The following is a 24,298-nucleotide window of genomic DNA, read 5'->3' as shown; positions in this document are numbered from 1 at the left end:
CCGTCATCAACAAGCGATTCGTGTGTCATCGCAGTGTAGAATCACACCCGATTCCGCAGGGCAATACCTATCTTAGCGCCTATGCCCACAAGGGGGAGGGTAAAGCTCACGGCATCAGCTGATATTCGTAAAGCTTCTGATACAGCCCGCCCTGGTTGAGCAGCGTGCGATGCGCGCCGCTTTCCACCACCTTGCCGGCCTCCAGCACCACGATCGTGTCGGCCTGGTGCACGGTCGACAGGCGGTGGGCAATGACGATGGTGGTGCGCCCGACCGTCAGCTGCTGCAGCGCGTCGCGGAACAGCGCCTCGGATTCGGCGTCGAGTGCGCTGGTCGCCTCGTCCAGAAGCAGGATTTCGGCATTGCGCAGCATGGCGCGTGCGATCGAGATGCGCTGGCGCTGGCCGCCTGACAGCAGCGCGCCATTCTCGCCGACATCCGTGTCGTAGCCTTTCGCCTGGGCGCTGATGAAGTCATGTGCATTGGCGGCCCTTGCGGCGGCCATTACTTCCTCGTCCGTGGCGCCCTCGCGCCCGAGCCTGATGTTGTGCATGATCGTGCCGGCAAACAGGAACGTGTCCTGGCTGACATAGGCGATCTTTTCCCTGACCGAGGTGAGCGTGGCACAAGAAATGTCCTGCCCGTCGAACATCACCCTGCCGCTCTGCGGGTCGTACATGCGCATGATCAGGTTGAGGATGGTCGACTTGCCACTGCCCGAGGGTCCGACGAGCGCCGTCATTTTGCCTGCGGCAAGCGTCAGGTCCAGTCCCTCGAACACCGGCGCGCTTTCGGGGTAGGCGAAGCTGACATTGTCGAAATGGATCTCGCCCGGCCCGGCCCGCAGCGGCTTTGCATCCGGCTTTTCGGCCAGCGTCAGCGGCCGGTCGGCGAGCTGGAACATCATGCGCACGCCGACAATGCCGGTTTCAAGCGAGATGCGTACGCGGGCCAGGCGCTTGGCCGGCTCATAGGCCAACAGCAGCGCCGCGATGAAGGCCATGATGTTGCCCGGCATCTGACCGCCGCCGCCCAGAACCAGGAAGCCGCTGACAAAAACGGCGCCAGCGATGGCCAGCCCCGCAAGCGTTTCCATAACCGGGCTGGTGGCGGCCTCCAGCGTGGCGATGTTGTTGGCGCGGCTCTCCACGTCCGACACGGCCTTGTACATGCGCTTGCGCATGGCGCCTTCGAGACCGAAGGATTTGACGACGCGCACGCCGATCGCAGTTTCCTGCATCACCTGCACGATCTGGCCGAGCGAACGGAATTCTTGCGAGGCAATTTTTCGGACGCGCTTCAGGATACGATTGACGCCGTAAATGGCGATCGGCCCGATCACCAGACAGATCAGGGACAGCGCCGGCTGCTGCCAGACCATCACACCCACCAGCGCAGCCAGCGTCACCAGGTCGCGAACATAGGACGTGACGATTTGGTCGAGCACGCTGCGCGCGGCCTGGGCATTGTTCGTCATGCGCGAAATCAGTTCGGACGAAGAGGTCGAATGATAGAATTCGATGCCTTGCGCGAGAATGCTGTCATAGATCTTGCGCTGCCGGTCGGCGATGATGGCATTGCCGACCCTGCTCATGAAGTAGGCCTGGATGAAGTTTGCGAAGCCCTTGAGAATGAAGATCGCTCCGGTCGCCGCCGCGATCAGATTGACCTGCCCAATCCGCTTGTAAACCACGAATTCATTGGTGATTTCGCGCAGCATATAGGCGCTGGCTGCTGTCGTTGCCGCCACCACCAGCATCGACAGAATGGCCGCAGCGTAGCCAAATCTATGCGCGTGAAAGGATTCCCGCAAAAGCCTTGCGATAAGGCGCTGGTTTTCCGTCGAACGGAAGAAGCGAAACAAATGGCAGATCCCATGCCTGACTAGACGAATTTCGGATTCGCCACCGGGGCGAAAGGCGGCTTATAGAGCGAGTTGTGGCTGGATGGAACCTTTCGCTGCCGCGAAGGCAAACAGCTGCGGCAAGGCGTCTTTTGCGCCACGATTACGGCGTTCGAGCTTCAGGGAGATGACGGCAGATGGATTTCGACCTTGTTGTGCGCGGCGGAACGCTGCCTGACGGCGCCGTTGCCGACCTCGGCATCGTCGGCGAGACGATCGTCGCCATAGAGCACGAACTCGCCGTCACTGCCGGCACGGCGATCGACGCGTGCGGCAATCTGATCTCGCCGCCCTTCGTCGATCCGCATTTCCACATGGATGCGACGCTGTCTTATGGCATCCCGCGCATCAACGCTTCGGGCACGCTGCTGGAAGGCATATCGCTGTGGGGCGAACTCAAGCCGCTGTTGACGCATGAGGCGGTGCGCGAGCGGGCGCTCGCCTATTGCGACTGGGCGGTCTCGATGGGCCTGCTCGCCATCCGCACCCATGTCGATGTCTGCGACGACCGGTTGCTGGCGGTCGAGGCGCTGCTCGACGTCAAGAAGATTGTCGCGCCCTATATCGATCTGCAACTGGTCGCTTTCCCGCAGGATGGCTTTTACCGTTCGCCGACGGCGCGCCAGAACACGCTGCGCGCGCTCGACATGGGCGTCGACATCGTCGGCGGCATCCCGCATTTCGAACGCACCATGGCCGACGGCACGCGCTCGGTGACCGAATTGTGCGAAATCGCGGCTAAGCGCGGGCTGATGGTCGACCTGCATTGCGACGAGACCGACGATCCGCTGTCGCGCCACATCGAGCAGCTTGCCTATGAGACGCAGCGCCTTGGCCTGCAGGGCAAGGTGGCCGGCTCGCACCTCACCTCGATGCACTCGATGGACAATTATTACGTCTCCAAGCTGCTGCCGCTGATCGCCGAGGCCGGTGTCTCGGCGATCCCCAATCCGTTGATCAACATCATGCTGCAGGGCCGCCACGACACGTTTCCCAAACGCCGCGGGATGACCCGGGTCAAGGAGATGCTGGCGCTCGGCATCCGGGTCGGTTGGGGCCAGGATTGCGTTCTCGACCCCTGGTATTCGCTGGGCACCGCCGACATGCTCGACGTCGCCTTCATGGGGCTTCACGTCGCTCAGATGTCGAGCCCTGCCGACATGGCACGCTGCTTCGACATGGTCACCAACGTCAACGCCGCCATCATGGGCCTCGATCATCTCGGCCTTGCCGTGGGCAAGCGCGCCAGCTTCGTTATCCTCGATGCCGGCAACCCGATCGAAGCCTTGAGGTTACGTGCCGAACGGCTGTGCGTCGTCGCCAGGGGCAAGGTGGTGGCCGAGCGCACGAAGCAGGAGACACGGCTGTCGATCGCCGGCCGTCCCGGACAGGTGAACCGGCGGCACAAAACTGCGTAGAAACAGCCGATTTCCGCCGCTGGTCTTACCGATTTGCCTCGTCAAAGCGGCCGCTTGCAGCTAGGGAGCCGCATGGCCCAGTCGCTCGTCCGCACCTTTACCATCAGGAACGCGCTTCTGGCCGGCATCCTTTTGATGCTGGCCGGCGACTTCATGTTCGCGCTGAACGACGCGATGGGCAAATGGCTGGTCGCCAGCTTCTCGGTCGGCCAGGTGGTGCTGATCCGATCCATCGGCGCCTTCATCGTGCTCGGCCCGATGATCGCCAACCAGGGCGCCGGCAGACTGTTCCAGATGGAGCGGCCGGTCCTCCAGATTCTGCGCGTGCTGGCGACCACGGTGGACACAGCCTTGTTTTACGCCGCCGTCGTCTATCTGCCGCTGGCCGATGTAATGAGCTTCTACATGGCCGGGCCGATCTATGTGGCGGCGCTGTCGCATTTCCTGCTCGGCGAAAAGGTCGGCTGGCGCCGCTGGGCCGCCATCCTGGTCGGCTTCTGCGGCGTGCTGATCATCTTGAAGCCCTCTTCGGCGGCGTTCTCGCAGTCCTCGCTGTTCGCACTGGTCGGCAGCATTGCCTTCGCCTTCGCCATCATCCTCAGCCGCCGCCTGCGCGGCACCAGCGACACAACGCTGGTCACCTGGCAGACTATCGGCACGCTGCTGGTCGGCGGCGTGATGACCATCGGCGCCTGGCAGACGCCCTCGGCACTCGATTTCGGCGCCATGCTCCTGCTCGGCATCGTCTCCTGCAGCGCGCATCTGATGATTACCAGGGCGCTGAAACTGGCCCCTGCCTCGACGCTGGCGCCGCTGCACTACAGCCTGCTTCTATGGGCGGTGATCTTCGGCCTGGCCTTCTTCGGCGACGTGCCGGGACCGCGCATCCTGATCGGCGCGGCCATCGTCGTGCTCGCCGGCCTGTTCATCTTCCACCGCCAGAAGGTGGTCGAAATAGTCGTGCCGCCGGAGAACGTGCCGAAAGGCGTGAATTGACCTAACCTTGGCGCACCGCCGCCAGATGCCGTGAAAACTCAGGCGTTTCCATCAGCGCCTTGCAACGGGCGAAGCGGCCGTCGGCATAGGCGCGGAAATCCTCGACCGGGTTGTTGTTGGCAAGCTGGATAAGGCCCCAGAGCGTCCACAACAGGTCGCACATCGCCTTGTAGGTGACGACGCGGCCGCGCTCGGCCGGTTTTGCCTCGCCGCCGAAATAGGCGCGCATCATCTCTTCCTCCTGCGCGGTGTCGAACCGGCCTTCGACCGAGAGGTCGCCGAGGTCCCAGAGCGGGTCGTTCATCCCCGAATATTCCCAGTCGACGATCCACATCCGCTCGCCCGTATCGAGAAAATTCTCGCACAGTGGATCGCAATGGCAGGCGGCAATCGGCAGTCTATGCGCGGCAAGGGACGCACGCACGGTGTCGGATTCGCGCACCACGTCGTGGTAGCCCGGCGGCAAGGCGACTTCCTTGGTCGATAAGACCTTGAGATAGTCGTCGATCATCGCAAACAGCTCGAAGCGGAACGGAAATACCGCACCGGACGTGTGCAGCTTGCGGAAGGCTTCGCCGGCGCGGGCCGGGCTGCCGGCGCGCAGCTTGAACTTTTCCGGCGACATCGTCACGGCGCCGGCAACGAAGCGGCTCGCCAGCACGCCTGTCGCGGGGTCGACATGCAGCACTTCGGGGCTGACGCCCGCTTTGGCCGCCTCACGCGCCGCCACCGCTTCATTGGCGCGGTTGATATACTCCTCGGTGCCTTTGCCGGGGATACGCAGGCAGATATCGCCGGCCCGAAAGACGAGATTGGTCATCCCGCCCAGCCGCTCAAGCGGTCCGTCATAGCCCGCCAATGCCGGAATTGCCGCAAGTGTTGCGCGTGCCTCGTCCGTCCCCATGCCTGTTGCCCTTGGCCATGTATTTCTTGCGACAACGGTTCCACAGTTTTCGCCGTTTGGCTATCATCCGATCGAGGGTGAGCAGCGAGCTGGCGGAGAAACAGCCATGGCGGGCAACAAGGATCATGGCGGGCTTGGCGCCGCCTATGCGGCGCAACGGCCCGAGGACGTCGCCGCGATCTATGACAGTTGGTCGGAAACCTACGATGCCGACATGTCGGCCGCCGGCTACCGCCATCCGACGATCTGCCTGGCCCTGCTGGCCCGCCATCTGCCGCGCGGCGCCGCACCGCTTCTCGACGCCGGCGCCGGCACCGGGCTGATCGGCGAGTGGCTGGCCATCACCGGCTATCCCCAGGTCGAAGCGCTCGATATTTCGCAAGGCATGCTGTCTAAAGCGGCGGCAAAGGGCGTCTATTCGGCGCTGCATTGCCTGGCGCTCGGCGGGCCACTGCCCTTTGCCGACAATGCCTATGCCGGCATCGTCTCGGCCGGCGTTTTCACCTCCGGCCATGTCGGCGCCGAGGGGCTGGACGAACTGATCCGCGTCTGCCGTCCCGGTGGCGTCATCGTGCTGACCATCAAGAACACGCTGTGGAACGCCGGCTTTGCCGATCGCATCGCTGCGCTCGAGGCTGAGGTCAGGGTCGTTCGTGCCGAGGAGACTGCGCCTTATGTTTCGATGCCGGGCGAGGCTGACACCGTGCCCAGCCGCGGCCTTGTACTCCGTGTGAGCTAATCCAGGTTTCGTCTACGCCTTGATCCTGCTCATCGAAGAATCGTACATCGGTTCGAGATGAATGTTGGCCGGCGTCCGTTCCATCGCGACCACCAGCTCATAGTCCCCTGAGCTGAGAAAATCGTCGCCGACGCCATCGGCGTTGCGGACATAGCCATAGCCGATGTTCTTAGCCAGCGTGTAGCCATAACCGCCGCTGGTGAGATAGCCGACCGGTTCGCCATTGCGCAAAATCGTCTCGCGCCCGACCAGCACGATATCGGGATCGTCGACCGTGAAGCCGGCAAAGCGTTTCTTCAGGTCGGCGCCGCTGATCTTTTCGAGCGCCCGCCGGCCGACGAAATCGGTGTTCTTCCTCAGCTTCACCGCCCAGCCGAGGCCGGCCTCCTGAGGCGTGTCGTTGGGGGTGATGTCGGAGCCCCAGGCGCGGTAGCCTTTCTCCAGCCGAAGTGATTCCAGCGCCCGGTAGCCGATCGGCCGGATGCCGTGCGGCTTGCCTGCCGCCATCAGCGTGTCGAAAATCTCGCCGGTGGCGGCGATCGGCACATGCAATTCCCAACCAAGCTCGCCGACATAGGTGACGCGCAGCGCCCGAACCGTATGGCCGGCAGTCGTGATCTCGCGGATATGGCCGAACGGGAAGGCGGCGTTCGAGACATCGGCATCGGTCACGGCAGCCAGAACGTCGCGGGCCCGCGGTCCCATCAGCGACAGCGTGCCGAAATCCTCAGTGACATCTTTCAGCGTCACGTCGAGACCCTTGCCGACATGGTCGTCGATCCAGGAGAGATCATGCGTGCGGAAGCCGGTGCCGGTCACAATGTAGAATTTGTCTTCGGCGAGCCTGGCCACCGTCAAATCGGCCTCGATGCCGCCGCGCGTGTTGAGAAGCTGCGTGTAGGTCAGCCGTCCCACCGGCTTGGCGACATCGTTGGCGCAGATCCAGTCCAGCGCCTTAGCCGCATCCGAACCCGTCATTTCGTATTTGGCGAAGGACGACTGGTCGAAGATGCCGACTTTCTCGCGCACATGGCGATGCTCCTCGCCGACCGGGCCAAACCAGTTCTGCCGGCCCATGGAATAAATGTCTTCGGATGTGGCGCCCTGCGGCGCGAACCAGTTCGGCCGTTCCCAGCCGAGCTTGGAGCCGAACACCGCGCGGTGCGCTTTCAGCCGCTCGTAGAGCGGCGAGACGATGCGCGGCCGGCCCGAGACGTACTCCTCATGCGGAAAGCCGATCGTGTAATGCTTGCCATAGGCTTCCAGCGTGCGATCGCTGACCCATTGCCGGTCGCGGTGCAAATTGGAAAAGCGCCTGATGTCGACCACCCAAAGGTCGAGCGGCGCTTCACCATCGACAACCCATTGCGCCAGCACCCAGCCGGCGCCGCCGCCGGAAGCGATGCCGAAGGCGTTGAAGCCGGCGCCGACGAACATGTTGGCGCATTCGGGCGCGACACCGAGGATGAAATTGCCGTCCGGCGTAAAACTCTCCGGCCCGTTGATCATCTGCTTGACGCCGACCGTCTCCAGCGCCGGCACGCGCGCGATCGCCTGGCTCATATGCTGTTCGAAATGATCGTAGTCGTCGTCGAACAGGCGGAACTCCCAGTCATCGGGGACATCGCCGCCGGGCAGGCCGGTCGCCCAGGCCTGCGGGTTCGGCTCATAGCCGCCCATCACCAGCCCGCCGACCTCTTCCTTGAAATAGGTGCGGCGGTCGGGATCGCGGATTGTCGGCGCGTCGGTCGCCAGCCCGTCGATCTTCTCGGTGACGATGTACTGGTGCTTGACCGGTTGCAGCGGCACGCAAATGCCGGCCATCGCGCCGACCTGGCGTGCCCATTGCCCGGCGCAGTTCACCACCTTGTCGCAAGCAATGTCGCCCTTGTTGGTCTTCACCGCGGTGATGTGCCCGTCCGTCATGTCAAAGCCGGTAACGCGGACGTCCTCGAACAGCTTGGCGCCATGCATGCGCGCGCCCTTGGCCAGCGACTGCGTGATGTCGGAGGGGCTGGCCTGCCCATCGGTCGGCAGCCAGGAGGCGCCGACGAGGTCGCCAGTCTCCAGCAGCGGCCACATCTTTTTGACCTCCCCCGGCGACAGCAACTGCATGTCCATGCCGAAGCTCCTGGCCGTCGTCGCCAGCCGTTTATATTCGGTCCAGCGGTCGGCATTGGTCGCAAGCCTGAGGCACCCGGTCATCTTCCAGCCGGTAGCGAGTCCGGTTTCGGCTTCCAGTCCCTTGTAGAGCTCGACCGAATATTTGAGCACGCGGGTGATCGAGGCCGACGAGCGCAACTGGCCGACCAGCCCGGCCGCATGCCAGGTCGAACCCGAGGTCAGCTTGCCCTGTTCCAGCAGCACGACATCGGCCTTGTGGTCGCGCGCCAGGTGATAGGCCGTCGAACAGCCGATAATGCCGCCGCCGATGACGACGATGCCGGCATGCGTGGGCAAGCTCATGACTGTGTCCCGTATTTCGTGCGGTAATTGTCCAGCGCCGCGTCGAGCCGCGTCAGGTTCTCCGCGGTGTAGGCGACGTAGTCGATGCCGGGCGCGTCGAGGTAAAGTTCGGAAACCATGCTCCACATCGCCTCGCGCAGCAGCGAGGCGCATTGCATGGCCGCGTGCGAGCGGCGGATCGCCTCATCCGGCTCGCGCATGAAATACGCCGTGAGGAAAGAGAAGGACTCCGCGTCGCTCATCTCGGCGTTGGAGGCAACGCCGGCAAGATCGAACATCGCGGTGTTGAAACCGGCATATTCGAAATCGATGAGCCACAACCTGTCGCCATCGTCGAGGATATTTGCCGGCAGAAGATCGTTGTGGCCGAATACGATCGGCAGCAGCTTCTGCGCCCGCTCCAACTCGTCGGCCAGAGCCAGCAGCCTGGGCAGCTCGTCGCGCTTGCGGCTGCCGCCTTCGCTCAGCGTTCGCGCATAGTCGCGGATGACATGGAAGACCCAGAACATGAAGCCGGCGCCGGAGATGTGATTGGGCATCTCGCGATGGAACCCGCGCATAAGCGCTGCGACGCGGCCGATATTGGCGCGCACATCCTCGGCGACATAGGTCTTCGCGCCGAGGAATTCCGTGACCATGATGCCGGGTTCGGAATGGTGGACCGCCGGCGCGAAGCCTGCGGCGTGCGCCGCGCGGGCCGTCATCACCTCGCGGTCGCGAAAGACGTGGTGAAATGGATAGTCCTGGCCGAAGCGCACGACATGCCGCCCGGCCGCGTCCTTGACCAGATAGTTGGCGTTGCTGAGGCCGCCCGGCAACGGCGCAATGTCGATGCTGCCATTCCAGCAAGGCAAGGTCCGGATGCGGTCTTCAGCAGTCACGGGACCATCCCTGACTTTTGCGGAGCTTTCCTGGGCGCCATGCGCCGCGCAACGAGCGTTGGGAAACGCAAAAAATCTCGTCGGTGCGGGACGCAGGAACTCCTATCCCGCGCCGCACCGACGAGCCCCTCTGGCCAGGTTTTGATACCCGGTCTCCGCCCCCGCGGATTTGAGAAACTTTTGTGCCAGTTCAAACCCAGACGGTCTGGCCAGACGGTCCGGTCCGTGAATTGCGGCTCTGCCATCACCCTCCCGTGGCAGTTCCGAAGCTGTCACGCCGTCAATGTCACGCCAGTGCTACCTAACTGTCAATGAAATGTTGTGACTTTTTTTGGGTGTTTTGCCCGAAACCACGAGCAATTCCTTTAAAAACGGCGGCATTGCCCTAAAACCGGGCAGGCCGCAAATTCAGGAAGCCAGATGATCCATTCGAAACGGCATGGCGAAATCCTCCGCCTCCTCAAGGAAGAGGGCACCGTCACCATTGCCAGCCTCGCCGACCGGCTGGGGGTTTCGCTTGAAACGGTGCGCCGGGATGTCAAGCCACTGACCGGCAATGGCTCGGTGCTCAAGATGCATGGCGCCATCGGCCTGCCGTCGATGGCCGGCGAAGCGCCGTTCGAGCGGCGCATGCGCGACAATGCGGAGGCCAAGCGGCTGATCGCCCGCATGGTCGCTGCCACCATTCGCGACGGTGAATCGGTCATGCTGGACACCGGCACCACGACCTCGTTCCTGGCCCGCGAACTGCTCGGCCACCGGCGGCTGACCGTGGTCACCAATTCATCCGACATCGCCCGCACGCTGGCCACCGTCAACGGCAACAAGGTCTATATGGCCGGCGGCGAATTGCGCAGCGATTCCGGAGCCGCCTTCGGCGCCTCGGCGATCGATTTCGTCAGCCGCTTCTCGGTCAGCCATGCGGTGATTTCGATCGGCGCCGTTGATGCCGCCGCAGGCCTTGCCGACTACGATCTGGAAGAGGCGGAGTTCGCCCGCATGGTGCTGTCGCGCGGCCAGCGCTCGCTGGTCATCACCGACCACACCAAGTTCGGTCGCCAGGGTCTGGTCCAGGTCTGCGGCTTCGACGGTTTTTCCGAACTCGCCACCGACCAGCCGCCGCCGCGCGACATTGCCTCGGCACTTGCCGAGGCTGGAGCGCGCCTTAGCATTGCTGCGGCCTAGCCAAACACCAGCGACTGGCGCGCCGCGATCCCGGCCATGCCGCCACCCGATACCACGAAGGCATGTTGTGCATCATGCGCGCCGCGTCGCCGGCCGCATAAGATTTCGTTCTGGTGAAAAATTGTTTTTCAATCATCCCGCTCTTCGCAATGTCCATGCAACTTGGCAGCCGCAAACAGCGCCTCGTCGAAATGCGGGCCGGGCGAATCGCCCGCATCAGCAATGAGGCCACCATGCTGCAAACGATGCCTTGTCTTTCCTCATGGCCTGGACGCTTGCGCGCTCCGACCTGGAAGCCGACCCGGCTTGGCCGGACATTCCGCAACTTTCCGCCGGCGACGGTGTATGACGGTGTATAAGGTGTCCAGGATCAAGAACCTCAAAACCTATGACTGGCGCTTCGCATGACTGATCCACTGTCGGCGATCCTGGGCTTCGGCCTGCTCGGCGTCGCCTGCCTCGCCTTCACAGAAAAGATCCTGCCGCTGCCGCCCTCGCATGTGCTGCTGCTGTTCCTCGGCATGACGGCAGCCCCCGATCTCCCGGCGCTGGCGATCCTGCTTCTGGTAACGACGCTGTCCGCCATCACAGGCTGCCTTGTCTGGTATAGTTTGGGTCGTCGGATTGGCTTGGATCGTGCCGACAGGCTGGTCCAGCGTTTCGGCAAATATGTCTGCTTGCGCTATGCGACCTACAGCAAGCTTGGTCAGGCCTATCGCCGCCATCATGTCCGGGTCTCCTTGCTGGCGCAGTTCATCCCGACGGTTCGCAACTATCTGCCGATCGCGGCCGGCGCGCTCCGTCTTCCACTCTTGCCCTTCGCGGCGGCGACGCTGCTCGGCGCCACGCTATGGAACACCGGCTTCCTCGTCACCGGCTACCTTATGCGCGGCAGCGGCCGGGATTCCTATGCCATCGGCTTTCGCATCATCGTCATCGTCCTGGCGCTGGAGACGGCGTTCATGCTCGCGCTTCGCTACGGTCCTGCCTGCCGGCGGCGCCTCGGGTTCGGCTGACCAGGAGGCGCCTCAAGCCGTATGGGTATAAGCTCCGCCTTCGGCTTTCCTTCCCCGGCGCGCCGGTGTTTAGTCCGGCCATGGCTTTCACCATCCGCCAGCTGCAGTTCTTCATTGCCGTCGCCGAGCAAGGCACGGTGTCGGGCGCCGCACAAAACCTCTCCATCTCGCAATCCTCGGTCACCGAGGCGATCAAGGAGCTGGAGAGCGATCTCGGCGTCGAATTGTTCGAGCGCCATCCGCGTGGCCTCAACATTACCCACAAAGGCCACCAGTTCCTGCGCCATGCGACCAAGATCCTGGCCGACGTCTCCGACGCGCGCCGCGCTTTTTCCGACGACCAGGTGGTGGCCGGCGGGCGGCTGCAGCTCGGCGTCACCTCGCTGGTCGCGGGCTATGTGCTGTCCGATCTGCTGGCGCGCTACCGCCGCGCCTATCCCGGCGTCGATGTCTCGGCCATCGAGGACAATGGCGACTATCTCGAACATCTGCTGATCGGCGGCAAGCTCGACATTGCCGTCATGGTCACCTCCAATTTGCGCGACCGCACCGCTCTGCAGTCGGAAATCCTCGAGGTCTCGGCCTACCGGCTGTGGGTCCCGCTCGGCCACAAGCTGGCCAGCGCCGACATTATCGGCATAGGCGACATTGCCGGCGAGCCGCTGATCATGCTGACCGTCGACGAGATCGAGGAGAACACCGGCAAGCTTCTGGCGGCGATCGGCGCCAGGCCGCATGTCGCCTTTCGCACCCGCTCGGTCGAAGCCGTTCGCAGCCTCGTCGCCACAGGTGCGGGCGTGGCGTTGCTGCCCGACCTAGTCTACCGGCCGTGGTCGCTGGAAGGCGACCGCATCGAATCGCGCGACATTTCGGGTTCCCTGCCGGTCGTCCAGGTCGGCATGGTCTGGCGCCGCGGCTCCGGTCTGCCGCAGGCGTCGCGCGACTTCATCGGCCTTGCCCAGTCGCAGCGTATGGTACGCCAGCAGCGTTGATAGGGTGCGTGGTTATCTATCGGAAAAACCGATATCGCGTTTCTGATAAATGAATTTGCGAAACCGGAATTTTCCGAGCACTTTTCATGTCAGGGACGAAAGCCGCCATCAGAGCGGCAACGTGCCATCGGATGAACTGACGCTTTTCAGCCTGCGGCTGACCGCGGCGGCGACTCGCTTCGCAGTCAGGCGCCAAAATGGGAGATTGACGATGAATTCATTCCTGAAGACGTGCACCGCCTTGACGGTCGCGCTGACCTTTTCCGGTCAGGCCGTCGCCCAGGTCAAGGAACTTGGCAAGGGCGAAGGGGAGGTCAGCATCGTTGCCTGGCCGGGCTACATCGAGCGCGGCGAAACCGACAAGGGCTATGACTGGGTGACCTCCTTCGAGAAGGAGAGCGGCTGCAAGGTCAACGTCAAGACCGCGAACACCTCCGACGAGATGGTCTCGCTGATGAATGAGGGTGGGTTCGATCTAGTCACCGCTTCGGGTGACGCATCGCTGCGCCTCGTTGCCGGCAAGCGCGTGCAGCCGATCAACACCGATCTCATCCCGAGCTGGAAGGCGGTAGACGACCGTCTGAAGGATGCGCCCTGGTTCACCGTCGACAAGGTGCATTACGGCGTTCCCTATCAGTGGGGCCCGAACATCCTGATGTACAACACCGATGTCTTCAAGGAAGCGCCCAAGAGCTGGAACGTCGTCTTCGAGGAAATGAACCTGCCGGACGGCAAGTCCAACAAGGGCCGCGTCCAGGCCTATGACGGCCCGATCCACATCGCCGACGCCGCCAACTATTTGATGTTCCACAAGCCGGAACTCGGCATTAAGGACCCGTACGAATTGAACGAAGACCAGTACAAGGCAGCGCTCGAGCTGCTGCGTGTTCAGCGGACGCTGGTCGGCCGCTACTGGCATGACGCCGCCATCCAGGTCGACGATTTCCAGAACGAAGGCGTCGTCGCTTCCGGTTCGTGGCCTTACCAGGTCAACACGCTGGTTGCCGCCAAGAAGCCGGTCGCCTCGACCGTGCCGGAAGAAGGCGTCACCGGCTGGGCCGACACCACCATGATGGAGGCCGACGCCGCGCATCCCAACTGCGCCTATATGTGGCTTGAGCATTCGCTGTCGCCCAAGGTCCAGGGCGATGTCTCGGCCTGGTTCGGCTCGCTCCCCGTGGTGCCCGCTGCCTGCAAGGGCAACGAGCTGCTCGGCGAGGAAGGCTGCAAGACCAACGGCTACGAGAACTTCGACAAGATCAAGTTCTGGAAGACCCCGGTCTCCAAGTGCGCAACCCAGAACGACCAGTGCGTGCCTTACTACCGCTGGGTGTCCGACTATATCGGCGTCATCGGCGGGCGTTGAGCTCCCTTTAACCCACCCCCTTGTGGGGAGGGTCGACGCGCAGCGTCGGGGTGGGGGCAGCGCTGACGTCCGGTGCTAGTCACCCCCACCCGCGGCTTCGCCGCGACCTCCCCATCGAGGGGGAGGTGAAGTGCCGTGCCCGCTGGCCTGATTGGTGGCGGCAAGAGCTATTTCGACGAACCACAAACCGGCAACAGATCAGGACAGCCCATGACCTCGGCCGTTTCCTTCCAGAAAGTCTCTCGCCATTTCGGCAGCGTGCGCGCCGTCGATGCGGTCGATCTCGACATCGTGCCGGGCGAGTTCTTCGCCATGCTTGGTCCGTCGGGGTCCGGCAAGACTACCTGCCTGCGCCTCATCGCCGGCTTCGAGCAGCCGACATCGGGCTCGATCTCGATCTTCGGCGACCGCACCGAGGGCGTGCCGCCCTATCGCCGCAACGTCAACACGGTGTTCCAGGACTACGCGCTGTTCCCGCATTTGAACGTGCTGGACAATGTCGCCTACGGGCTGATGGTCAAGGGCATCGCCAAGCCGCAGCGGCAGAAGGCGGCGGAAGAGGCATTGTCACTGGTGCGGCTTCCCGGCTATGGCGCCCGCCGTCCCGGCCAGCTCTCCGGCGGCCAACGCCAGCGCGTCGCGCTGGCCCGTGCGCTGGTCAACCAGCCCAAGGTGCTTTTGCTCGACGAGCCGCTCGGCGCGCTCGACCTCAAGCTGCGCGAGAACATGCAGGAAGAGCTGAAGTCGCTGCAGAAGGCGCTCGGCATCACCTTCGTCTTCGTCACCCATGATCAGGGCGAAGCGCTGTCGATGGCCGACCGCGTTGCCGTCTTCAATGACGGCAAGATCATGCAGATCGGCACGCCGGAAGACATCTACCAGCGGCCCAGGACACGCTTCGTCGCCGATTTCGTCGGCTCCTCCAATGTGTTGCCGCCGGATTTCGTCCAGCGTTATTCCGGCCAGGACCGCTGGGGCAGCTTGCGCCCCGAATCGATCCGCATCGGCAGCATTGCGAAAGGCGAAGGGGTTGCCGCGCGCCTGGTCGGAACCAACTATCTCGGCGCCACGACCAGGCTGGCGCTCGACGCCGACGGCTTGAGGCTGCACGCCATCGTGCCGGCCGGGACAAAGCTGCCGGCGGAAGGCGAAGCGGTGGTGCTGACGTTCAACCGCGAGCATTTGCATTTGATGGACGAGCCGGCATGATTGAGGTTTGCGCCAAGCACCCCCCTCTGTCCTGCCGGACATCTCCCCCTCAAGCGGGGAGATTGGCTGTTCCTCCCGGTTTCGCCAATCTTCAACGTTGGGGATTTGGCGAGGCAGCGAAACTGCTGATCTCCCCCCTTGAGGGGGAGATGTCCGGCAGGACAGAGGGGGGTGTGAAGGAACCCGGCTTCTCAGGGTTCCTTCAGCACGCGGTCTCCCCATGACCATCGCCGCGCTCAACTCAACCTCCGCCCCCGCCATCCTGCCCGGCAGCGGCGGCGTGCGCGGTGCGCTGTCCGACCTGTTCTGGCGCAAGCCGCAACTGCTGCTGTTCCTCATGTTGGCGCCGCCGGTGCTGTGGCTCGGCGTTGTCTATATCGGTTCGCTGTTCGCGCTCTTGGCACAGAGTTTCTTCTCGATCGACGAATTTTCCGGCCTCATCAACCATGAGTTCACGCTGAAGACCTATGGCGACCTGTTCCAGCCCGCCAATCTCGACATCATCCTGCGCACGGTGACGATGGCGGTGCTGGTCACGCTGGCCTCCGCCGCCATCGCCTTCCCGATCGCCTATTATGCGGCGCGCTATGCCCGGGGCCGCTGGAAGGCGCTGTTTTATCTCGGAATCATGCTGCCGCTGTGGTCGAGTTATCTGGTGAAAATCTACGCCTGGAAGTTGATCCTCGCCAAGGAAGGCATTCTGACTTGGCTGCTGGCCAAATTGCATCTGCTCTGGGTGCTCGACGGCTGGCTGTCGCTGCCGGTCGTCGGCGGCAACTCGCTGTCGGTCTCCGCCACCGGCACCTTCATCGCCTTCGTCTATGTCTGGCTGCCGTTCATGATCCTGCCGGTGCAGGCGGCATTGGAGCGCGTGCCCGGCAATCTGGTCGAGGCGTCCTCCGATCTCGGCGCATCGCCGGGCCAGACCTTCCGCAACGTGCTGTTCCCGCTGGCGCTGCCCGGCATCGTCGCCGGCTCGATCTTCACCTTCTCGCTGACGCTGGGCGACTACATCATCCCGCAGATCATCGGCACGTCGCGGCTGTTTATCGGCCAGGCCGTCTATTCGCAGCAGGGCACCGCCGGCAACATCCCGCTCGCCGCCGCCTTCACCGTCGTGCCCATCGTCATCATGGGTTTCTATCTCTGGGGCGCCAAGCGCATGGGGGCCTTCGATGCGCTCTGACGGTTCGCAATCCGCCCCGCTCGGCCTCAAGATCGCAGCCGCTTGCGGCCTGCTCTTCCTGCACCTGCCGATCCTGCTGATCTTCGTCTATGCCTTCACCACGGAAGAGAAGAGCTTCGTCTGGCCGCCGCCGGGGCTGACCACACAATGGTTCGCCGTCACCTGGAACCGGCCGGATGTCTGGCAGGCGCTGTCGCTTTCGGTCCGCGTCGCCGCAATCTCGACCGCGATTGCCTTGATACTGGGCACGCTGTGCGCCGCCGCCGTCTCACGGACGAAATTCTTCGGCCGCGAGACGATCTCGCTGCTCGTCATCCTGCCGATCGCGCTGCCCGGCATCATCACCGGCATCGCGTTGCGCTCGGCCTTCTCGCTAGCCGACATCCCGTTCTCGTTCTGGACGATCGTGCTCGGCCACGCCACCTTCTGCGTTGTCGTCGTCTACAACAATGCGGTCGCCCGTTTCCGCCGCACTTCCGGCTCAATGATCGAGGCCTCGATGGATCTCGGCGCCGACGGCTTCCAGACCTTCCGGCACGTCGTGCTGCCCAACATCGCCACCGCTCTGCTTGCCGGGGGGATGCTCGCCTTCGCGCTGTCCTTCGACGAGGTCATCGTCACCACCTTCACCGCCGGCCAGCAGCAGACCGTGCCGATCTGGATGCTGGAAGAGCTGATCCGCCCACGCCAGCGTCCGGTCACCAATGTCGTCGCCATGGTCGTGGTGCTGGTGACGCTGCTGCCCATCCTTGCCGCCTATTACCTGACCCGCGACGGCGACCAGATCGCCGGTTCGGGCAAATGAAGAACAGCGAATAGGGAGTAGCGAATAGCGAATAGGGGAGATTGCACGACCAGCCCTATTCGCTACTCGCTATTCGCTACTCGCTCCTGACCGAGGAGAACCTGCATGGACACCCAGATGCTGATCGGCTCGAGCTTCGAGAACGGCACCGAGACCGAGGAGCCGATTCTGAATCCAAAGACCGGGGCGACCATTCTCAACCTGCCTGAAGCCAGCCAGGCGCAGATCGAGGCGGCTGTTACTGCCGCCGAGCGAGCGTTCGTCTTGTGGTCACGCACAACGCCGGCGCAGCGCTCCGGCTATCTCCTCAAGATCGCCGACCGCATCGAGGCCAACGCGCGGGAGTTCGCGGCGCTCGAGGCGCTGAATTGCGGCAAGCCGATCAACGCCGTGCTCAATGACGAAATCCCGGCGATCGTCGACTGCTATCGCTTCTTTGCCGGCGCGGTACGTTCGATGCCGGGCGTGGTCGCCGGCGAATATCTGCCCGGCCACACCTCGATGGTGCGGCGCGACCCGATCGGCATCGTCGCTTCCATCGCGCCGTGGAACTATCCACTGATGATGATGGCCTGGAAGCTGGCGCCGGCCATTGCCGGCGGCAACACCGTCGTCTTCAAGCCGTCGGAGCAGACGCCGCTGACGGCGCTGAAGCTGGCCAGGATCCTGGCCGAGGTGCTGCCCGAGGGCGTCGTCAATGTCGTGCTCGGCCGCGGCGACAGCGTCGGCAACACGCTGATCAATCACGCCAAGGTCAACATGATTTCGATCACCGGCGACGTCGCCACGGGCAAGAAGGTGCTGCAGGCCGCCGCCAAGTCGGTCAAGCGCACGCATCTGGAACTCGGCGGCAAGGCGCCGGTCATCGTTTTCGACGATGCCGACCTCGGCGCCGTGGTCAACGGCCTGCGCGCTTTCGGCTACTACAATGCCGGGCAGGATTGTACAGCCGCCTGCCGCATCTATGCCGGCAAGAAGATCTACGACAAGCTCGTCGCCGATCTCTCATCTGCCGTCTCGACCATCAAATACAACCAGCCCGACGACACCGAAAACGAGATCGGGCCGCTGATCTCGCGCCGCCAGCGCGATCGAGTCTCGAGCTTCGTCGAGCGCGCTTCGGAACTGAAGCACATCGAGATCACCACCGGCGGCAAGCCGGGCGAAGGCTCCGGCTTCTATTACCAGCCGACGGTGGTTGCCGGCGCGCTGCAGGAAGACGAGATCGTGCGCCGCGAAGTGTTCGGTCCGGTCGTCTCCATCACCCGCTTCTCCGAAGTCGATGAAGCCGTGAACTGGGCCAATGACAGCGACTACGGCCTGGCATCCTCGGTGTGGACCAAGAACGTCTCGCGCGCCATGGCGACGGCCGCCCGTCTGCAATATGGCTGCACCTGGATCAACACCCATTTCATGCTGACCAACGAGATGCCGCATGGCGGGCTGAAGCAGTCTGGCTACGGCAAGGACATGTCTCTCTATGCGCTGGAGGATTATACCGCCGTTCGTCATGTGATGGTGGCGCATGGGTAGAGGCCGCCACTATCTCTAAGATATTCGCCAACCCGTTTTCTGTACATTAAGCGAGAGTTACTTTTGCGGTACGGCGGGAGTTCACGATTTACTGAATATTCAACCTGAACGAGCAGCCTCTTGCCGGGAAACCGCGCGGCGAGGGGTTTGCGCATGAACACGACCAAGATCAAGCTGGTACTCATTGGCGGCTTCTGTCTGCTGATCGCTGTGTTCGGCGGCAAGGACATGATTAAGAAGAGCGGCTGGCCCGAGGCGCCTGCTGAAATCCTCGCGGTCAATGTCGAATGCGACATGGAATCGACCGCCCACAAGATTGTCTACAAGACCGTCAGCACCGCCACGATGCCGTGCGAACTGGTGGATGCGTTCAAGACGGTTCATGCTGACAAAGAGTGGAAGGTGACCCAGAAATTCACCGGCACCTTGCGCGTCGGCACCGGCGCCGACGCCGTCGAGGCCACGATGGAGCTGAACAAGAACGGTGCCCGCGAACCGCAGGTCGGCGACAAGCTCACCGTCGTCCAGAACCCCGCCAACCCCACCCAGATCGAACGCACCGGCATGACCGGCACGCGTTTGACGATCGTCATTGGGGCTGGACTGCTCGGCGCGTTGCTTCTCTATCTTGCTTTCAAACCCCGCCGGCGGATGTCGACCTCCGCCGTGGCGGGCAACCCTGCCGGAGATGCCGGCGCGGACCAGCGCGCGCGCCAGGCCGACGCCTTATAGCGGCGGCCCTGGCCAAGCAGGCCACATTGCCCAATCAGCCGGCACGTGTCGCGGCTGCCGGATTGTCGAGCGCCAGCGAAAAGCGGCCCGGTCTTGCCGCGCGAATGGCGCGATCGAGAAACTCCGGCAGCCGGTAGCCGAGCTTGTCGACCAGCGAGTCCTCGAAAGTCTCGGCATAGTGGTCGAACAGCGTCTCGACGAAGGCGCTGGGTGGCGCTGCGGCAGCCGGCGCCTTGCCGATCAGCTGCAGCTTCAGCGCAGCACCCAGGCGATCCGCCGGGTCCAGTTTCAGCACCGTCGCCCAGGCCTGCGTCGCCAGGTCGAGCAGCCCCGTTGCCTCCTGCATCTCGCCCAGGCGGAACCAGCCCGCCGCCCATTGCGGCGCCAGTTCCAGCGCGCCGAGCAGCAGCTCCGCCGCTGCCGCGTGCTCGCCCGAGCCGAAAAGCATCTCGGCATAGTCGGCGCGACGGTCGGCGGTCAAGTCGCCGGACGAGATTTTCAGCGGTTGCATGGCGATGGCCCCGCCGGCTGATGCGGCCGGTGGCTGGCTGTAAGCCGAGTCAGCAGTCTCTTGCAACAGGCTTCCCGCGCTGGAATTAGCCACTATCTTCAGTGGATGCGCGCCAGCGACCTGCTCCATCCCCGGCCTGAAGGCCTTTATTGCCCATGCGGCGATTTCTTCATCGACCCGGTGCGGCCAGTCAACCGGGCGTTGATCACGCATGGCCATTCCGACCATGCCCGATCCGGCCATCGTTCGGTGCTGGCGACGCAGCAGACGCTCGACATTATGGGGTTGCGTTATGGCGAGGATTTTGCCGGGACAACGCAAGCGGCCGTGCTTGGCGAAGCGATGGCGCTGAACGATGTCAGCGTCACCTTCCATCCGGCCGGCCATGTGCTGGGCTCGGCGCAGATCGCGGTCGAGCACAAGGGCAGGCGCATCGTCGCCTCCGGCGACTACAAGCGCCAGAAGGACGCGACCTGCGCACCGTTCGAACCGGTCCAATGCGACGTCTTCATCACCGAGGCGACCTTCGGCCTGCCGGTGTTTCACCATCCGCCCGACACGGAGGAGATCGCCCGGCTGCTCAAATCGGCGGCGCAGTTTCCCGAGCGATCGCATCTGGTCGGCGCCTATGCGCTGGGCAAGGCACAGCGGGTGATGCGGCTGCTGCGCGATGCCGGTTATGACAGGCCGATCTATATCCACGGCGCGCTGGCCAAGCTCAGCGAATATTACCAGAGCCAGGGCATCGACCTCGGCACGCTGGAGCCGGCAACCGTCGACAGCGGCGGCAAGCAGGATTTCACTGGGGCCATCGTTGTCGGCCCTCCATCGGCCTTCGCCGACCGCTGGGCGCGGCGCTTTCCCGACCCGATCTCATGCTTCGCCTCGGGCTGGATGCGCATCCGCCAGCGCGCCAAGCAAGGCGGCGTCGAACTGCCGCTGATCATTTCCGACCATGCCGACTGGGATGAACTGACCGCTACCGTCAAGGAGACGGGCGCCGGCGAAATCTGGGTGACGCACGGCCGCGAGGAAGCGCTGGTGCGCTGGTGCGAGCTGGAAGGCATCGCCGCCAGGCCACTGCACCTTGTGGGCTATGAGGACGAGGGCGATTGAATGGTGATTTTTGATCCAGAAATCGCCGGCGCGGCGATCCTTCCCACCCCCCTCTGGCCTGCCGGACATCTCCCCGTCAAGGGGGCATATTGGCAGCTCCAATGCCGGCTCATCTCCGCCAATATCGGAGATTGGCCAAGGCCGGCGCGACATCCGATCTTCCTCCTTGAGGGGGAGATGGCCGGCAGGCCAGAGGGGGGTGCCTCGCGCCGGTTTTCACCATTGGCGTGGGGCGACGCATGAACCGTTTCGCCGAACTCCTCGACCGCTTGGTGCTGACGCCGTCGCGCAATGGCAAGCTGACGCTGCTCGTCGACTATTTCCGCAGCGTCGAGGACCCCGACCGCGGGCTGGCGCTGGCGGCGATCACCGGCGACCTCAACATTGCGGCGGTCAAGCCGGCGATGCTGCGCACGCTGGTCACCGAGCGCATGGATCCGGTGCTGTTCGGCTATTCCTACGACTATGTCGGCGACCTCGCTGAAACCGTGTCGCTGGTCTGGCCGCAAACGCCGGGACATATCCCCAACCGGGAGCCGACGCTTGGCGACGTCGTGACAAAGCTGCAGGCGGCGAGCCGCTCGGACGGACCCAAGGTGCTGGCCGGGCTGCTCGACAGCGCCGGCATTTCGGCGCGCTTTGCCATCATCAAGCTGGTCACCGGCGGCTTGCGCATCGGAGTTTCGGCGCGGCTGGCCAAACAGGCGCTGGCCGATTTCGGCAAGGTCGATGTCGCCGAGATCGAGGAGCTGTGGCACGGGCTGACACCGCCCTATATCTCGCTGTTCGCCTGGCTGGAAGGCAAGGCCGAGAAGCCGAAGCGGACCGCACTTGCCCTGTTCAGTCCGGTGATGCTGTCGAACCCGGTCGGCGACGGCGACCTCGAAAAGCTCGATCCGGCCGACTATGCCGCCGAATGGAAATGGGACGGCATCCGCGTTCAGGCGGTGTGCGAGGGCGGCGTGCGCCGGCTCTATTCGCGCACCGGCGACGATGTGTCCGGCGCATTCCCCGATCTCGCCCAGGCAATGGATTTTTCCGCCGCGCTCGATGGTGAATTGCTGGTCGGCGAGCCGGTGGCGACCGGCACCTTTTCGGACCTGCAACAGCGGCTCAATCGCAAGAGCGTGGCCCCGAAGATACAGCAGCAATACCCGGCGTTCATGCGCTGCTACGATGCGCTGCAGATCAACGGCGAAGATTTGCGCGCGCTACCTTTCCGCGAGCGGCGGGCCCGTCTTGAGGCCTTCATCACAACGCTGGACCCGCACCGTTTCGATCTGTCGCCATTCGTCGAATTCCGGGATTGGCAAACGCTGGAGGAACTGCGCCGCGCGCCGCCGCACCCGATTATCGAAGGCGTGATGCTGAAGCGCTGGGATTCGCCCTATCTCGCGGGACGGCCGAAAGGGCCGTGGTTCAAGTGGAAGCGCGATCCGCACACGGTCGATGCTGTGCTGATGTATGCGCAGCGCGGCCATGGCAAGCGGTCGAGCTTTTATTCCGACTATACGTTCGGCGTCTGGTCGGGGCCGGAAGGCGCGGAGGAATTGGTGCCGGTCGGCAAGGCCTATTTCGGCTTCACCGACGAGGAGTTGAAGCAGATCGACAAATTTGTCCGCGACAATACGGTCGAGCGTTTCGGCCCGGTGCGCTCGGTGCGCGCCGACCGCAGCCAAGGCCTGGTGCTGGAGGTGGCGTTCGAAGGTCTCAACCGTTCGACCCGCCACAAATCCGGCGTTGCGATGCGATTTCCCCGCATCTCACGGCTGCGCTGGGACAAGCCGACCGCCGAAGCCGACCGCATCGAGACGCTGCAGGCGCTGCTTGATCGCTAGGCGGCGCTTACGGTTCGATCGAGACGCGGATCTCGTAGATGTCGACCGCCTTGCCCTGCTTGTCGAAGTCGGAGTTGATGGCGATGCTGCCGGCCGCGCCCGGGGGCTTGTCGGGGAATTTCACGTCGAACAGATATTCGTTACGCTGCTGGCCGACCGCATAGCGCTTGCGGCCGCAGTCGCCGAGATCGCCGAAATTGCAGTCGACGGAGATCTGCGTGTCCTTGCCGTCCTCGGCGCGGGCGACGATGTCGAACACGGCATGTTTGCCGGCAAGCTTCTCCAGCACGCCCTGCCCGACATCGAAGCTGATGGCCGAGCCGGAAGCACCGGAGCGGATGCGCAGGAAGGAGCCGGTGTCGTCCTGCACGACATCGGCCTTGGCGTCGGACGGGGTCGCCACATCCGTTGGATCGGTGGGTGTAAACACGTTGATCCAGTCGCGCGTCTGTTCGGCGACACCAGGCTGCTGCGGCGCGCCAGGCTGCTGCGGCTCAGTTGTATCGGCAGGCGGCGTGAAGTCGTCATCGTCGACGGTCGGCGGCGCTTCGGGCGGCGCCGTGTCGAGCTGCGCCGGCGTCTTGAAGACCCCGGTCTGCACGGCGAAATAGAGGCCGATGCCGGCGGCGGCGAGCAACGTCACGCCAAAGAAGATCGCCGTCAGCGGCAGGCGGCGGCCCCTTATCCGCCTTTCATCGCGATCAGGCGCCACTTCCGCCGCGGCCTCGGCCGGCGCGGAATCGGCCATATCGATCGCCGGGGCGCCGGGCAGCGTGGCGTCAGGCATGATGTCGGGGACGACCGGCAGCACGCGCGAACGCGGCGCGTCGGATGCCTCGGGCTGAACCGGTTCATCAACGACGATCGCCGGCGACGGTCCGGCCGCGACACCTGTCGGGGCATCGACCGCGGGCGCTTCGGCGGCGCCCTGTACGGCGTCTTGCGCCTGCGCAACGCGTTGCGTCAGCGCGGTATCTTGTGTCTGCGCAGCGCTCTGCGTCGGCGCGGCGACATCGGGGACCGCGGGCAGGAATTCGGATTCGATCTCGGCGATCTTTTCCTGCACCGCCTTGCGGCGCTTGATGGCGGCTTCCACCGTCACGCCGGGATTGGCCTGGAGCACGCGGTCGAGCGCCGCGAAAGCCGACCGATAGACCCTCTCGCGAAATGCCCGGTCCTCGGCGTTGCCTTTCTCGAAGGCGTTGCGGATCGCTTTTTCGATCGCGTCCAAGCGAATTTCCCCTGTCCGTTCGCTTACATTGCCATGATCGTTAGCCGCAGGCGACCAATCAATCAACGGGCGAGCGCCCGCATTCTGCCTTACAGGCCTGTTCAAGGCCCATTTCGATGCGTTTTGGCAATAAAATCAGTCCGTTTTTGCCGCCTTGCCGGGCAGTTTGTGCGCAGTCCGCCGCGACGTCTCCGCGTAGCCGAAAAAGCAAATGAGGCGGTGGCTCATTGCGCGCCAATGGAAAATGCCGGGACGAATTGCCGGATGCCGG

At 63.8% G+C, this 24,298-nt stretch carries 19 protein-coding genes and 1 pseudogene; 14 read left to right on the top strand and 6 right to left on the bottom strand.

Annotated elements, in window-relative coordinates:
* Nucleotides 1–106: 106 nt before the first annotated feature.
* Nucleotides 107–1,864 carry an ABC transporter ATP-binding protein gene (locus tag X756_RS139580; RefSeq protein WP_023685110.1) on the bottom strand — a complete coding sequence of 586 codons (1,758 nt, stop codon included), beginning with the start codon at nucleotides 1,862–1,864 and terminating at the stop codon, nucleotides 107–109.
* A gap of 176 nt (nucleotides 1,865–2,040) precedes the next feature.
* Here X756_RS139580 and X756_RS139585 point away from each other — a divergent pair, with 176 nt between their 5' ends.
* Both X756_RS139585 and X756_RS139590 read left to right on the top strand, forming a co-directional pair.
* Entirely contained in the window at nucleotides 2,041–3,321 is a 1,281-nt protein-coding gene (locus X756_RS139585) for an amidohydrolase family protein (RefSeq protein WP_023731402.1), read from the top strand.
* Nucleotides 3,322–3,393: 72 nt separating this feature from the next.
* Nucleotides 3,394–4,317: a DMT family transporter gene (locus tag X756_RS139590; RefSeq protein ID WP_023731401.1), complete on the top strand. Its 924-nt coding sequence runs from the start codon at nucleotides 3,394–3,396 to the stop codon at nucleotides 4,315–4,317.
* 1 nt (nucleotide 4,318) lies between these two features.
* Here X756_RS139590 and X756_RS139595 read toward each other — a convergent pair whose 3' ends face one another.
* Nucleotides 4,319–5,221, bottom strand: coding sequence for a phosphotransferase family protein (locus X756_RS139595; protein ID WP_023715584.1), 903 nt, complete (start codon nucleotides 5,219–5,221; stop codon nucleotides 4,319–4,321).
* 106 nt (nucleotides 5,222–5,327) lie between these two features.
* Between X756_RS139595 and X756_RS139600 the strand changes: the two genes are divergently transcribed.
* Entirely contained in the window at nucleotides 5,328–5,960 is a 633-nt protein-coding gene (locus X756_RS139600) for a class I SAM-dependent methyltransferase (RefSeq protein WP_023692639.1), read from the top strand.
* Nucleotides 5,961–5,972: 12 nt separating this feature from the next.
* Here the strand turns inward: X756_RS139600 and X756_RS139605 are convergent, their stop codons facing one another.
* On the bottom strand, nucleotides 5,973–8,426 hold the full coding sequence (locus X756_RS139605; RefSeq protein WP_023731400.1) for an FAD-dependent oxidoreductase: 2,454 nt from the start codon (nucleotides 8,424–8,426) through the stop codon (nucleotides 5,973–5,975).
* Nucleotides 8,423–9,307 (bottom strand): phosphotransferase family protein, encoded by an 885-nt coding sequence (locus X756_RS139610; RefSeq protein WP_023731399.1) that lies wholly within the window; start codon nucleotides 9,305–9,307, stop codon nucleotides 8,423–8,425. Before X756_RS139610 ends, X756_RS139605 begins: the two co-directional genes overlap by 4 nt.
* Before the next feature lie 420 nt (nucleotides 9,308–9,727).
* Between X756_RS139610 and X756_RS139615 the strand changes: the two genes are divergently transcribed.
* The 9 genes from X756_RS139615 (at nucleotide 9,728) to X756_RS139655 (ending at nucleotide 19,331) form a co-directional block, all read left to right on the top strand.
* On the top strand, nucleotides 9,728–10,492 hold the full coding sequence (locus X756_RS139615; RefSeq protein WP_023685103.1) for a DeoR/GlpR family DNA-binding transcription regulator: 765 nt from the start codon (nucleotides 9,728–9,730) through the stop codon (nucleotides 10,490–10,492).
* A 404-nt stretch (nucleotides 10,493–10,896) separates the two neighbouring features.
* Nucleotides 10,897–11,508, top strand: coding sequence for a DedA family protein (locus X756_RS139620; protein WP_023731398.1), 612 nt, complete (start codon nucleotides 10,897–10,899; stop codon nucleotides 11,506–11,508).
* Nucleotides 11,509–11,588: 80 nt separating this feature from the next.
* Nucleotides 11,589–12,500, top strand: a complete 912-nt coding sequence (locus tag X756_RS139625; protein WP_023673412.1) for a LysR substrate-binding domain-containing protein — start codon at nucleotides 11,589–11,591, stop codon at nucleotides 12,498–12,500.
* 211 nt (nucleotides 12,501–12,711) lie between these two features.
* Nucleotides 12,712–13,866, top strand: coding sequence for an ABC transporter substrate-binding protein (locus X756_RS139630; RefSeq protein WP_023692632.1), 1,155 nt, complete (start codon nucleotides 12,712–12,714; stop codon nucleotides 13,864–13,866).
* Nucleotides 13,867–14,076: 210 nt separating this feature from the next.
* Complete coding sequence (locus X756_RS139635; RefSeq protein ID WP_023731397.1) at nucleotides 14,077–15,075, top strand: ABC transporter ATP-binding protein; 999 nt, start codon at nucleotides 14,077–14,079, stop codon at nucleotides 15,073–15,075.
* Nucleotides 15,076–15,295: 220 nt separating this feature from the next.
* Nucleotides 15,296–16,261, top strand: a complete 966-nt coding sequence (locus X756_RS139640; RefSeq protein WP_023692630.1) for an ABC transporter permease — start codon at nucleotides 15,296–15,298, stop codon at nucleotides 16,259–16,261.
* Complete coding sequence (locus X756_RS139645) at nucleotides 16,251–17,066, top strand: ABC transporter permease (RefSeq protein ID WP_023673416.1); 816 nt, start codon at nucleotides 16,251–16,253, stop codon at nucleotides 17,064–17,066. The genes X756_RS139640 and X756_RS139645 overlap by 11 nt, the downstream gene beginning before the upstream one ends.
* Nucleotides 17,067–17,171: 105 nt before the next feature.
* On the top strand, nucleotides 17,172–18,599 hold the full coding sequence (locus X756_RS139650; protein ID WP_023692629.1) for a gamma-aminobutyraldehyde dehydrogenase: 1,428 nt from the start codon (nucleotides 17,172–17,174) through the stop codon (nucleotides 18,597–18,599).
* Between the two features lie 153 nt (nucleotides 18,600–18,752).
* The gene (locus tag X756_RS139655) at nucleotides 18,753–19,331 is read left to right on the top strand and encodes a DUF3592 domain-containing protein (protein ID WP_023731396.1); all 579 of its coding nucleotides are present in this window, start codon (nucleotides 18,753–18,755) and stop codon (nucleotides 19,329–19,331) included.
* A 64-nt stretch (nucleotides 19,332–19,395) separates the two neighbouring features.
* Here X756_RS139655 and X756_RS139660 read toward each other — a convergent pair.
* Nucleotides 19,396–19,842 (bottom strand): annotated as a pseudogene (locus tag X756_RS139660) (SAM-dependent methyltransferase); the annotation flags it as partial.
* Between the two features lie 105 nt (nucleotides 19,843–19,947).
* Here X756_RS139660 and X756_RS139665 point away from each other — a divergent pair.
* Together X756_RS139665 and X756_RS139670 are read left to right on the top strand one after the other, a co-directional pair.
* Nucleotides 19,948–20,958, top strand: coding sequence for a ligase-associated DNA damage response exonuclease (locus X756_RS139665; RefSeq protein ID WP_023731394.1), 1,011 nt, complete (start codon nucleotides 19,948–19,950; stop codon nucleotides 20,956–20,958).
* Between the two features lie 239 nt (nucleotides 20,959–21,197).
* Entirely contained in the window at nucleotides 21,198–22,796 is a 1,599-nt protein-coding gene (locus X756_RS139670; RefSeq protein ID WP_023731392.1) for a cisplatin damage response ATP-dependent DNA ligase, read from the top strand.
* Between the two features lie 7 nt (nucleotides 22,797–22,803).
* Here X756_RS139670 and X756_RS139675 read toward each other — a convergent pair whose 3' ends face one another.
* Nucleotides 22,804–24,027 carry a hypothetical protein gene (locus X756_RS139675; RefSeq protein WP_023731391.1) on the bottom strand — a complete coding sequence of 408 codons (1,224 nt, stop codon included), beginning with the start codon at nucleotides 24,025–24,027 and terminating at the stop codon, nucleotides 22,804–22,806.
* Nucleotides 24,028–24,298 lie beyond the last annotated feature (271 nt).

The organism is Mesorhizobium sp. LNJC405B00 (assembly GCF_000502615.1).
GTDB lineage: Bacteria > Pseudomonadota > Alphaproteobacteria > Rhizobiales > Rhizobiaceae > Mesorhizobium.
The sequence above is the reverse complement of the archived record's forward strand: the minus strand, read 5'-3'. Positions and strand labels throughout refer to the sequence as shown.